Below are 12,633 nucleotides of genomic sequence, written 5' to 3'. Positions count from 1 at the left end.
TCCTTACTGAATAGGATCATGAACAGTAACCAGTTTTGTACTGTCCGTAAAAGTAGCTTCAACTTGAATCATTGGAATCATTTCTGCAATACCTTCCATAACATCTTCACGTGTTAAGAGATTGCGAGCCTCATCCATCAGTTGGGCAACAGTTTTACCTTCTCTTGCACCTTCAAGCACATAGTCAGTGATTAAAGCAACTGCTTCTGGATGATTCAATTTGATTCCTTTGTCTTTACGTCGTTGAGCAATCATGGCCGCAAGGCTAATCATCATTTTTTCCTGCTCTCGCATTGTCAATTGCATCGTTTTTCCTCCTTAAATCAATGCTTACCACTTGCCCCAAAGCATCAAAAGCCCTGGAATCCAAGCTGTTACAATTCCTTCAAAAATAGCTAGGTAAGGGACAAATTTTCCTAGATTCTTCTTAAGGTTAATTTCAATAAAGGCAGTTAGCCATAGGATACCCCACAAGAACCAAATAATACCATACCAAGCATTACCACCGTATCCAGATGTTAAGCAAAGAATCCCTGCTGGTAACGTATTAATTGCCACAAATAAGCTGAACCACCCATACAAACGTTGATCAAAATCGAAAATCGTATTGATTGCTGAGTAAAGATAGGTGAAAGCAAATAAAAGACCAGTAGCGCTACCATAAAACCATTCCGCGCCTTGCCCTGTACAAGCTCCGTAAGCAATGACAATAATGTTGAGAATCAAACCCAGACCACCCGTAAAGATATTCATGACAACATTTGATTTATCAGGAATACCCTCTAAACGATGGAGTCCATTACTCATCAAAACCATACCAACATAGAGTAGGATGACACCTAACATAAGAACCTCCTAAGTTTTTTTATGTTAATATCATACTACTTTGACAATACATGTCAACGAATTTTCAGAAATTTTGCAACATTTAGATGGTAGTCAATCTAACATATAGTGTCAAAAAATGACATCACCTTTAGTGATCCTCGATAGAAGTCCTTTGCTCAATCCCAGATAAACAAACAGTTAATCTCTAAAAAACTATCTTTAGCATTTGACAGTTTCTGACAATATAGCCCATACAATCTATCATTCAATGTGAGCATAATATTTTTTACTCACCTATTTTTCCAACTCATTCTCCAGACCTAAGTCCATAGACTTATTTTTAGTAATTTTACAGTTGGGTGACAAAATCGAACATTTTTTATGATAAAGTCTTTTTGGGACTAACATCCAAAAGGAGAATTATGATGGAAACAAATAACTATACTACTAATTTACAGCTAGTCTCCCAGGAATATTCCGACGAAAAGACTAGTCTTCAAACCAAAACCAAGAAACTCTTGGAATATTTTTCACCAAAAGACATTTGGAAAATTAAAGGACTGATTGTCGCCTGTCTCGTGGCCTGCTTCCTATATGTCACTTACTTGACCCATTTTTCCTTTGCCTTTCCAGCAACCGTTGTCTTGATAAGTACGATTGAACTGGGCTGTCGTCTATTAGGTGGAAAAGCAAAGGGAATGCGACTTGAATCGGCAATATTTATGGTCACTAGTCTACTACAAGGTTTACAAATTAGTCTTTGGGGTCTGCAAGACAACTGGGGGATCGCTCAGATTCTTTGCCTTCATGCGAGTATCCTCCTTTACTTAATGGCACGTACTGGACAAAGTAGTCAAGACCGTTTGGGAATTATGGTTTGGCTAGATCTCATATACACTAGCTGCATCTTCCCACTGAAATATTTCTTTATTGGAGCCTGGACACTACTCTATAAAACAGCACCTAAACAAGAACTCTCTGAAGAAGAAAAACACGCAGTTCAGAACCACAAATGGATGATTCTCATTAGTATCATGATTGCCTTGCTACTGACTGTATTCGCTGCTAGTCAACTTAGTCAGGTCTTGCCTGCTTTCGGACAACTTTGGCAACAGTTCTTCCAGACACTTGCTACTCTACTTGATTTCACTATCACCTTCAAGGATAACGGTTTATTGTTCTCTCGTTTAATAACCAGTATCCCTCTGGCTCTAGGACTTTTTGCTCAACTCATTGCAACCTATTTGGCAAAAGAAAAGCCTCTTAGTCAAAAACAATTTGAAGGCCATCTTAAAACAACCCGTCAATTTCCAAAAGTAGCAGCTTATATCGTACTCGGAAGCCTCTGTTTCACTTACGCCCTATTCATATTAACTGCCACTAGTCAAATGGGAGAACTCCTTTCTCTCAACCAAGCCAGCATTCCAGCTCATCAGGCCTCACATATTGCGGTTCAAGGCTTCTGGCAATTGGTTCGAGTTTCTACCCTCAACTTAGGAATCCTAGCTGGACTTTACATTTTTTCTAAAGAAAACTTCTTCACTCACAAAGGGCTTCGTTTGTTAAGTACCCTACTCTTTACTTTTGCTAGTCTCTTTGCCCTTATCGCTGGCTGGAAACTCCTTGGCGTTTATATGGCACTCTATGGTGTGACGCCACGCCGCTTACTATCAGGTTGGTTTGTCACAGTACTCTTTATTTGGTGTGTCCTAACACTTATTAGACTTTATAAGCCTATCCAGGCAACCCGTCTCGCTGTATTTTATGCAACTATCAGCTTCACCTTGGTTAGCCTCTTAGGTAGCTTTATTTTATAAGAAAAAAGAGTGGAACTAGATTAACTAGTTTCACCCTTTTTATATTGGAGTTATTTTGAATCTCTTGTGGGAAAGGCATACATCACCCAAAGAGCTACTGTTAATGGAGTTGCTTTTAATACAATCCAAGCAACATTGAAATTGGCATCACGCAGACGACGAATCTGAATAGAAATTGTAGGAAGCGCCGTTGCTGCTATAAATAGAATGAAAGCTGTCAATGTAAAGCCAGCAGCTCTTGTTTCCCCAAGTAAGTCCATCAGTAGGAAAATCAAACTACCGATAATTCCATTAATCAAGACAACCCACCAATAGTCTGGTCGTTTTGTACGACCATAAAAATCGAGATAGCCTAACCAAAAATTTTTATATGCCTCTAACATGTTTACACCTCTTAATAGTCTGCTACCAGTATACTATATTAATAAGATAGGTGCAAGATGTGAAAATTTTGACTTCTTAAGTTTTCTACATATATAATAGGAAGATTATTTTAAATAAACTGGAATGGATTGAAATTAGGACTGTCTGACTCAATCTGGCCACTCACCATGGTCACTACACGACTGACATGTTGACGTACACTATTGCGGTGAGCAATAAAAATCATTGTTCGTTTAATCTTAGCAAGGTTAGCCATGACCCTGCTTTCAGTATCACTATCGAGACCACTGGTAGCTTCATCAAAAATCAAGATTGGTTGTTTGGACAATAGAGCCCTTGCTATAGCTAATCTTTGTTTTTGACCGCCAGACAGACCTCCATCTTCAGATACTTGGGTCTGAAAGCCTAGTGGCATTTTTTGAATATCCTCTAAGATATCAGCTTGTTGGCAAACTTTAAGAAGTTTTTTCTCGTCAACTTCTCCTTCAAATCCTAATAGCAGATTTTCTAAAATGGTTCCCGTAAACACATAGGTCTGCTGGGGAACGTAAGTCACCATTTGACGCAACTCCGCATGGCTAATAGCATCTTTATCTAGGGTTACATGACCACTAGATTTCGTATAATAACCTGACAACATTTTAGCTAAGGTCGTTTTTCCAGATCCACTTTTACCCATGAGGGCGATTTTCTCACCCTTATGAATCGTTAAATCAATCTTACTAAGAGTCTCTTGCTGATAACTAAAACGGTGACTGACTCCTTTAAAAGCAAGTTGTTTAAAAGATAACTCTTTAAGTTTTCCTTTTTCTTCCTTGTCCACAACATAAACTTCTTGAAGACGATTATTGGCGACTTTGGCTTGCTGGATTTTAGATTGGAGATTGATGATATTAATTAAAGGAGTTGTAAAATAATTCAACAACATATTATAGGTAATCAACTGACCTGCAGATAGTTGCCCTTCCATAACCAATTGTGCCCCATACCAGAGGATAAAGACATTAGAAACTAACTGAACCCCTGTCTTTAACCCATCCTGCGTTAATTGCCACTTGGCCTTAGACAAAGACTTCTTCAAATAGTCATGGAATTTCACCTCAATTTCCCGATAGCGTCTTTCCTCACCCCTCAAGGATTTTAAGGTTTCAATACCTCGCAAATCATCAATAACAGCGGTATTGACCTGACTATTTGCCTCCATCAATTGATAATTTTCCTTTTCAAAAAGCTTATAGAATACCAGAATGATTAAAACATAAAGAGGAACTACCGTGAGAGTCATCAAAAAAAGTGACTGATTTTGTACAATAAGAGCCACAGCTAGAGTCATCACAATGGTCACATCTAGAAAAATCGATAAAATCGTTGAAGCTAGAGCATCAATAATAGTGTTAGCATCTCCAAAACGTGACGTGATTTCACCAGTACGACGTGAACTAAAGAAACTAATAGGCAAGGAAAGGACATGCTTGATATAAGGAAGAATGACAGCGATGGACAGGTAATTACCCAATCGATGTAGAAGATAATCTTTGAAAAAAGTAAAAACTTGTTGAGCAAGATAAGAGATACATAAGCCTAGCGAAATCATGGTCAGAAGATTATAGGCCCCCTGAGGAATCAAGCGGTCGATAATAGCTTGCAAATAATAAGAACCAATAATATTAACAAGGGTCACTAGAAAACTTAATAAGACAATAACTGCAATCAAACCCTTACGACGAAACAAAATTGGTAAAAATGAAAGAAGTCCAGGTACATCTTCTTTGTATTTAGTATAGGCTTCTCCTGGAACAAAAAAGAGAGCAACTCCCGTCCACTCTTTGGCAAATTCCTCTAAGGGCATTTTAATGACCTTCTTGCTAGGATCTGGATCACCAATAACAAGCTGCCCCTTGATTTGACCAAACACCGTATAATAATGTTGCAGCCCACCTTCTTTAACCACATGTACAATAAAAGGATAAGATAGGTTTTCTTGTTTAAACAAGTCTAAATCCGCACGAATAGCCTGAGTTTCAAGACCCAACTGCTTGGCCGCTTCCACCAAACCAAGCGCAGAAGTACCTTCACGAGAAGTCTGAGCCAACTCTCGCAAATAAGCTAAACTATAAGATGAACCATAGTGTTTAAGAATCATGGCCAAGGCAGCGACACCACAATCACGCTGATCAACCTGTGAAATATATGGATATTTTGACATGGTGACCCCTTATTAAAGACAACCTGCAAAATAAGGCAAGATAGTGATAAGTAGTGAGAATAGTGTAAATAATTTTAGTTTTTTCAAAATAAAACTCCTTTTAACTGTTAGTTATGTTTCTATAGTAAACATTTAACCATTAAAAAAGTAGTGACATTTATGTCACCACCATTTCTATAAACCATCTGCCGCTTTACCTGCCTTTATACTTTCTTCTAGCACCGAGTCTTCTAAAACGGAAGCAAACATTATGGCCTTATCGTAATTTTCTGCAGCCTCTTTCTTGTTTCCTTTATGAAGAAGTTCATATTTGGCTTTGAGAACAAAAACACTAGGTTTATAACTATAAAATTGTGATTTTTCTATAACAGCTAAGGCTTTATCCACAACTGTTAAGAAGTCTGAGAAGGAATTGTGAAAAATCTTCAAAGCAGCGATAGCCATCAAATCATTAAACAAAACAATATTATAGACATCATCTGTCCAAATTTCCTGATTTAATACTCTCTTTACGATTCTTTCAAAAAGTTTTTTATCATACTGTTTTCTTCCATAAAGATGGAAGAAATAGTAGTCAATAACTAATAAATCGTTAGTTGAGAATTTCCTCTTCCTTTTGACTTGTTCAAATAAGTCTTCATATATCTCCTCAACTTTAGGACTCTCTTCCCAACTAGTAAAACTCAAAATATTTTCCAAAATATCTAGAGTTAACAATTCTTCTTCTGGGAGAAGTTCAAAGAATTTCTCATAAACCTCCTCAATTAAGGCAAGTTTAGCCTTTATTCTTTCTGGATTTCTATACGTTGGAAACTTAATCAGACGATTCTTCATCTCGTAGTATTCGTCAGGGATAGTAATATTATCATGATCCAATAAATCGGTCATATTTTTTCCTAGACGTTTTGCAATATAAGATAATTTATCCAAAGACGGGAGCGACTCCCCTTTTTCAATGCGAATTAACTGACGAACAGTCAATTCCGCACCATCTAAACATAGCACTTCACGTGACATCTGCTGACATTCACGCTCAGTTTTGATTCTTAGTCCAATGCTGTCTTTTATGTTCAAGAGACTCTCCTTTATTTCAAAATTTTAAAAACATTATATCATAATTATAATATAATTAATATACAGTTAATGCATTTTTAACAGAACAATAGTGAAAATAAGCTATTTTTATACATTTTATATAGGAAAGACCTTCCTTTGTATCAAAAAAACATGCAGTTTAAAACTACATGTTTTTTTATTTCTGTTTACTTTGGAATCGCCATTCAAAGCGAATGCGGTCATAAGTTGGATAAATCGCATTAAGCAACCCAAAGGCTAAGGTAAAGCCAGCTAAAACATCTGTTGGATAATGCACACCCACATAAATACGCGAAAGTCCAACAAGGAAAATAAGAAGTCCAGTAATAGCATAAACTACTATTTTAGATTCTTTTTTCTCCAAACGCTGAGCAAGGACAATGGCAATTGCTCCAAGAATCATAAAAGTTCCCAAAGAATGACCACTAGGGAAAGAATAACCACTAGCATGCACTAAATGCGTAATTGATGGGCGCTGACGCTGATAAATATACTTCAAACTTACAATCAAGATACTAGCGAGAAGCCCACTGGCTCCCACAAAGATAGCTTCTGATTTATACTGACGTAGATAAAGCCAGATGACTGCTACGATTGCAATAATAGCCTGTACAGGCGTATTCCCAAGCATGGTAATAGTTTTAAAAAAGCGTGTCAATCCTGCTGGTAAGCCTCCTCGAACCCAAGTTTGAATGTTGCTATCAAATCCTGTCAAGACTTCAGGGTAGAACTTAACCATATAACCGAGAGCAACAAATAACAATAAGGCAAAAGAAGCATAAATATAATGTGTGTGTTTGTGTTTCATATTTATAATTTTACTAGAATAGACTTAAGTGGAGCATAAATCAAAGCAAAGGCTACTGCAAAAATCAAACCTTCAAGTAAATTGAAAGGTACTACCATAGCGAAAAGGTATTTATAGAGACCTATAAATTGCGCAATATCAAAGTTGGCAAATTTAGCATAGAGTGGTACTGCATAAATATAGTTAAGAATAACCATAGCAACTGTAAGCAAAACAGTTCCTAAAACAGAACCAAGAATATAATTCTTGCTTGTTTGATTTTTCTTCCAAAAATAGCTTAGGCCCCAAACAAAGACGCCTAGAGCAACAAAATTCATAGGAAGTCCAATCATTGATCCTGGTCCACCATTGTTTAGCAAGAGCTTCAACAATGAACGAAGCAAGAGAACACCAATGGCACTCTTAAAATCAAAGATAACCAAGGCAATAAGAACAGGAAGGATTGAAAAATCAACCTTCAAAAAATCTGCTGCTGGAATCAATGGAAATGAAAAATAAAGCAACAAGAATGAAACTGCGGATAAAATGGCAATGTAAGCCAATTTACGTGTGTTTGTCATAAAAAAATTCCTCCAAATTTTAACAATTTGAAAGAAGTTCCCAATGGATTTGCCCATGCCAAAAAAAGCCTACGCAAAAAGACTGGTCTTCTTCCATCCAGACTGTACTGTCGGTTGAGGAATCACACCTCATCAGCTTGCGCTCGCGGACTTATCCAAAGAATCACCGCCGGTCGGGAGTTTCACCCTGCCCTGAAGACCTTTTAAGGATAACATAAAAAAACCTTGGTGACAAGGTTTTCAAATTATGGATTTCTAATCTGTTGATAGTCAATGACTATAATTATTCTTTCAAAACAAAATGAAGTATCTATTTTAATTTATCATGCTGATAACGGTGACTCAGCTCTAGCCCCTCAAATTGTTGCTGGCGAAGCGCTTCGTAAACAATCATACAAACAGTATTGGACACATTTAGACTACGCACATGTTCATCATTCATCGGAATACGAATAGCTTTTTCAGGATGCTCACGCATAAAATCTTCAGGTAGGCCTGTATCCTCACGACCAAACATAAAATAGTGGTCCTCACCATCGGCATAGGCCTCTTCTGAATAAGTCTTATCCGCAAATTTCGTGACTAAATGCAAACGACCCTCTTGATTTTTAGACATGAAATCTGCCAAATTGTCATAATAAGTGATGTCAAGCTTATCCCAGTAGTCTAAACCTGCACGTTTCATTTTCTTGTCATCAATTGGAAAGCCCATAGGACGGATGATATGAAGAGGGCTATTAGTCGCTGCACAGGTACGTGCAATATTTCCGGTGTTTTGTGGAATACGAGGTTCAAACAAGACAATATGATTACGTGACATCTCAATTCTCCTAGACATAAAAAATACCATGTCGCCCGGAGTCAAGCTCAGCAGACGACATGGTTGTGGACGTTCATTAGCTTAAATCATGACAGGTTAGATTTAAAATAACGAATCTTTGAATATATTTTAGCACTTCTGGTCTAAAAGTCAAGACAATTTAAAGAAAAATTTTACCTTTATTCACTTAAATAGGAATGGTTGATAAAGCTAGCTGAAAAGGATGATTTTTCCGCTAAAATAGAGTATCATAGTAATGATTATTTGGAGGTAACTCATGCGTATTATTGTCGTAGGTGCCGGTAAGGTCGGTACCGCACTCTGTCGTTCTCTTGTTGAAGAGAAGCACGATGTTATTTTAATTGAAGAAAAGGAAGAGGTCCTCAAACGCCTCAGCAAACGCTATGATGTTATGGGCTTTGCTGGAAATGGGGCTAATTTTAAAATTTTGGTACAAGCCGAGGTTAGCAACTGTGACGTCTTTATCGCAATGACCGATAAAGATGAAGTGAACATGATTTCAGCGGTTCTGGCTAAACAAATGGGTGCCAAAGAAACTATTGTTCGCGTACGTAACCCAGAATACTCTAATGCTTATTTCAAAGACAAAAACTTTCTTGGATTCTCATTAGTAGTTAACCCTGAACTTTTAACAGCTCGCTATATTGCCAATACAGTTGAATTTCCAAACGCCCTATCAGTTGAAACTTTTGCTAATGGACGCGTTATTCTTATGGCATTTAAAGTTACTGAAAATAGCCAATTATCTGGTATGACAATGGAACAATTCCGTAGGAAATTCGGCAATATTCTAGTTTGTACGATTCACCGTCAGGGTGAACTCATCATTCCAGATGGAAATGCTACCATGCAAATTGGGGATAAGATTTATGTCACTGGTAAACGTGTTGATATGGCACTTTTCCACAGTTACATTAAGCCAAAAAGCATCAAAAAACTTTTGTTGATTGGTGCTGGGCGCATCTCCTACTACTTGCTCAATATCTTGAAAAACAATCGTATTAAGGTCAAATTGATTGAGCAAAAAATGGACCGTGCGCAAACCTTTAGTCAGGTCTTCCCTGAAGTTTCTGTGATCTTAGGTGACGGTACTGCTAAAGACCTTCTTCTCGAGGAAAGTGCAGCCAGTTATGATGCCGTAGCTACCCTAACCGGAGTAGATGAGGAAAATATCATTACCTCTATGTTCCTCGAAAGCCTTGGTATTCACAAGAATATTACTAAGGTTAACCGTACTAGTCTCTTAGAGATTATCGATCCACGTGAGACAACAACAATTGTCACTCCTAAGAGTATCGCTGTTGACACTGTAATGCACTTTGTACGCGGGCGTTTTAATGCTAAAGACTCTAGTCTTGATGCCCTTCACCATGTGGCTAATGGTCGTATCGAAACCTTGCAATTCCAAATTAAAGAAAATAACAAAATCGCCGGAAAGAAACTTTCTGAGCTTGAATTTGCTAACGGTGTCCTTATCGCTGCTATTATCCGCAATGGAAAATCTATTTTCCCAACAGGAGAAGACAGACTCGCTATTGGGGATAAAATCGTGGTTGTTACACTCTTACAAAATATAACTCACATTTACGACTTGTTGAAGAGGTAAGCTGCCATGAATCGATCTATTGTCCGTTTTCTTATTGCCAAGCTCCTACTGATTGAGGCTGCTCTCTTGGTTGTGCCACTTATCGTCGCTCTTATTTATCAAGAAGATGCTAAAGTATTTGCCAGCATCTTAGGTACGATGGGGATTCTCCTCTTTCTCGGGGTGCTTGGTACTCTCTTTAAACCAAAGAACTACCATATTTACACCAAAGAAGGAATGCTTATTGTAGCCCTCTGTTGGGTGCTCTGGTCTTTCTTTGGAGGATTGCCCTTCGTCTTTGCTGGTCAGATCCCAAGTGTCATTGATGCCTTTTTCGAGATGAGCTCTGGTTTCACAACCTCGGGGGCTACTATTCTCACAGATACTGGAGTACTTACCCACTCCCTACTTTTCTGGCGAAGCTTCGCCCACTTGATTGGAGGGATGGGGGTATTGGTCTTTGCCCTAGCCATCATGAACAACAGTAAAAATGGTCACCATGAGGTTATGCGTGCAGAGGTGCCTGGTCCAGTATTTGGTAAAGTCGTTGCCAAGCTCAAAAATACAGCTCAGATTCTTTACATCATCTATCTGACTATGTTTGTTATTTTTGCTGTTATTCTCTGGCTTTGCGGTATGCCAATCTTTGATAGTATCATCACTGCTATGGGGGGCGCAGGTACTGGGGGATTTGCTGTCTATAATGACTCTATCGCCCACTACCACAGTGATCTGATTACCTATGTGGTTACTGTTGGTACCCTACTCTTTGGGGTTAACTTCAACCTTTATTTCTATATCCTCCTTCGCAAAATCAAGTTTTTCTTCCAAGATGAAGAACTACGTACCTACTTTGCGATTGTGGCTATTTCAACAGGTTTGATTTTCCTCAATATTTTTGGGATTTACCACAATTTGGCTGACTCTTTCAAATACTCATTTTTCGAAGTGTCAACTATCATCACAACAACCGGTTTTGGTCTAACGGATATTACCAAATGGCCACTCTTTTCTCAGTATATCCTACTCCTCCTGATGTTTATCGGGGGATCAGCAGGTTCTACTGCCGGTGGTTTCAAGATTATCCGTGCTATGATTATTGCTAAGATTGCACGAAATCAGACCCTGGCTAGTCTCTATCCTAATCGTATCCTGTCACTTCATATCAATGGAAGTGTTCTCGATAAAGAAACTCAACACAGTGTTCTTAAATATTTAGCTGTATATGTACTCATTATACTAAGTTTAGTCACTGTTTTATCACTGGATAATCAAGACCTCTTGATTGTGACAAGCGCTGCTGCTTCAACCTTTAACAATATTGGACCTTTACTTGGAACGAGTGATAGCTTTGCTATTTTCAGTCCTTTGTCTAAGCTTATCATGGGATTTGCTATGATTGCAGGACGTTTGGAAATTTATCCTTTACTACTCCTCTTCCTGCCAAAAACTTGGTCAAAAACTTAAGCATAGAAAAACTCCTTTGGATTCATTTATCCAAAGGAGTTTTATTACGTTTTAGACTAAAATAATCTGGCACCGGATCATCGCCAGTCTCTGATAAAGGGTGACATCTTAAGATACGGGCAACTCCCATAAGAACTCCCTTTAAACCGTGCATTTCTATGGCTTGGATCATATAAACCGAACAAGTTGGACGAAAACGGCAAGAGGGTGGAAATAGGGGAGAAATCCATCTCTGATAAGCCCTAACTAAGGCAATCAGAAATCTTTTCATTATTTGACCTTGTTGACAGCAGCGTTATGAAGCTGGCTGATTTCTTTCTTATTTAGACGGCGTGATTCACCTGGACGAAGACCTGTCAAATCAAGAGTCCCAAAACGTGTACGAGACAACTTATCAACGAGCAAGCCCACTGATTCAAACATTTTCTTAACCTGGTGGTTACGCCCTTCATGAATTGTCAATTCGACAACTGAACGATTCTTTTCATGGTCAACTTTGATAATATTGTAACGTGCTGGCTTGGTTTTCTTGCCATCAATGACCACACCACGAGTCAAAGGACGAAGGTTCTCCTTGGTCGCAATACCTTTGACACGCGCCAAATAAACCTTGTCAATCTCATTACGTGGGTGAATCATTTTATCGGTAAAGTCTCCATCATTAGTCAAAATAAGAAGACCAGTCGTATCCCAGTCAAGACGACCAACAGGATAGATACGTTCCTTAACGTGAGGCATGAGGTCAATCACCGTCTTACGATTTTTCTCATCAGATACCGAAGAAATAACCCCTCGTGGTTTATTAAGAAGATAATAGACCTTCTCTTCATTATAAATTGGACTACCATTTACCTCAACAATGTCACCATTTTTGACAATGGTTGCCAATTCCGTAACGGTCTTACCATTTAGGGTCACACGACCTTCTTTAATCAGTTCCTCAGCCTTACGACGGCTGGCCACACCAGCGTGGGCAATATATTTATTAATTCGCATTCTTTTTCTACAGCTTAAGCTATATCCTTTCTACCTAGCATCTCTG

The 12,633-nt window shown here is 38.3% G+C and carries 13 protein-coding genes and 1 riboswitch; of the genes, 3 read left to right on the top strand and 10 right to left on the bottom strand.

The genetic code is table 11. The annotated features are described in order from the left end of the window. Positions 1-3: 3 nt before the first annotated feature. Together H7U02_RS03005 and H7U02_RS03000 are read right to left on the bottom strand one after the other, a co-directional pair. Complete coding sequence (locus tag H7U02_RS03005) at positions 4-306, bottom strand: urease subunit gamma (RefSeq protein ID WP_002886558.1); 303 nt, start codon at positions 304-306, stop codon at positions 4-6. A gap of 24 nt (positions 307-330) precedes the next feature. After that, the gene (locus H7U02_RS03000) at positions 331-846 is read right to left on the bottom strand and encodes an AmiS/UreI family transporter (protein ID WP_002886548.1); all 516 of its coding nucleotides are present in this window, start codon (positions 844-846) and stop codon (positions 331-333) included. 407 nt (positions 847-1,253) lie between these two features. Here H7U02_RS03000 and H7U02_RS02995 point away from each other — a divergent pair, with 407 nt between their 5' ends. Continuing rightward, positions 1,254-2,645, top strand: coding sequence for a DUF4153 domain-containing protein (locus H7U02_RS02995; RefSeq protein WP_201042762.1), 1,392 nt, complete (start codon positions 1,254-1,256; stop codon positions 2,643-2,645). Between the two features lie 50 nt (positions 2,646-2,695). Here H7U02_RS02995 and H7U02_RS02990 read toward each other — a convergent pair whose 3' ends face one another. The 6 genes from H7U02_RS02990 to H7U02_RS02965 all read right to left on the bottom strand — a co-directional run bounded on the left by H7U02_RS02990 (position 2,696) and on the right by H7U02_RS02965 (position 8,518). Then, positions 2,696-3,028, bottom strand: a complete 333-nt coding sequence (locus tag H7U02_RS02990) for a DUF805 domain-containing protein (RefSeq protein ID WP_060972183.1) — start codon at positions 3,026-3,028, stop codon at positions 2,696-2,698. A 110-nt stretch (positions 3,029-3,138) separates the two neighbouring features. Then, positions 3,139-5,235 (bottom strand): peptide cleavage/export ABC transporter, encoded by a 2,097-nt coding sequence (locus H7U02_RS02985; RefSeq protein ID WP_201042761.1) that lies wholly within the window; start codon positions 5,233-5,235, stop codon positions 3,139-3,141. A gap of 174 nt (positions 5,236-5,409) precedes the next feature. Continuing rightward, positions 5,410-6,309, bottom strand: a complete 900-nt coding sequence (locus H7U02_RS02980; protein ID WP_201042760.1) for an XRE family transcriptional regulator — start codon at positions 6,307-6,309, stop codon at positions 5,410-5,412. A 178-nt stretch (positions 6,310-6,487) separates the two neighbouring features. Then, positions 6,488-7,138 (bottom strand): phosphatase PAP2 family protein, encoded by a 651-nt coding sequence (locus H7U02_RS02975; RefSeq protein WP_175062717.1) that lies wholly within the window; start codon positions 7,136-7,138, stop codon positions 6,488-6,490. A gap of 2 nt (positions 7,139-7,140) precedes the next feature. After that, on the bottom strand, positions 7,141-7,698 hold the full coding sequence (locus H7U02_RS02970; RefSeq protein ID WP_021143544.1) for an ECF transporter S component: 558 nt from the start codon (positions 7,696-7,698) through the stop codon (positions 7,141-7,143). An 81-nt stretch (positions 7,699-7,779) separates the two neighbouring features. Continuing rightward, positions 7,780-7,902: riboswitch (FMN riboswitch) on the bottom strand. Positions 7,903-8,008: 106 nt separating this feature from the next. Beyond that, on the bottom strand, positions 8,009-8,518 hold the full coding sequence (locus H7U02_RS02965) for a tRNA (cytidine(34)-2'-O)-methyltransferase (protein ID WP_021143543.1): 510 nt from the start codon (positions 8,516-8,518) through the stop codon (positions 8,009-8,011). Positions 8,519-8,795: 277 nt separating this feature from the next. Here H7U02_RS02965 and trkA point away from each other — a divergent pair, with 277 nt between their 5' ends. Next, positions 8,796-10,145 (top strand): Trk system potassium transporter TrkA, encoded by a 1,350-nt coding sequence (gene trkA, locus H7U02_RS02960; protein WP_201042759.1) that lies wholly within the window; start codon positions 8,796-8,798, stop codon positions 10,143-10,145. A 6-nt stretch (positions 10,146-10,151) separates the two neighbouring features. Beyond that, positions 10,152-11,591 (top strand): TrkH family potassium uptake protein, encoded by a 1,440-nt coding sequence (locus H7U02_RS02955; RefSeq protein WP_002889908.1) that lies wholly within the window; start codon positions 10,152-10,154, stop codon positions 11,589-11,591. A 22-nt stretch (positions 11,592-11,613) separates the two neighbouring features. Here H7U02_RS02955 and yidD read toward each other — a convergent pair whose 3' ends face one another. Both yidD and H7U02_RS02945 read right to left on the bottom strand, forming a co-directional pair. Further along, a complete protein-coding gene (gene yidD, locus H7U02_RS02950; protein ID WP_002886534.1) occupies positions 11,614-11,862 on the bottom strand; it encodes a membrane protein insertion efficiency factor YidD in 249 nt (82 codons plus the stop codon). Beyond that, positions 11,862-12,587: a pseudouridine synthase gene (locus H7U02_RS02945; RefSeq protein WP_002883686.1), complete on the bottom strand. Its 726-nt coding sequence runs from the start codon at positions 12,585-12,587 to the stop codon at positions 11,862-11,864. Before H7U02_RS02945 ends, yidD begins: the two co-directional genes overlap by 1 nt. Between the last annotated feature and the right edge of the window lie 46 nt (positions 12,588-12,633).

The organism is Streptococcus sp. 3.1 (genome assembly GCF_016648915.1).
In the GTDB taxonomy this organism is placed as follows: Bacteria; Bacillota; Bacilli; order Lactobacillales; family Streptococcaceae; genus Streptococcus; species Streptococcus salivarius_E.
This window is presented reverse-complemented; position numbering and strand designations above follow the sequence as displayed.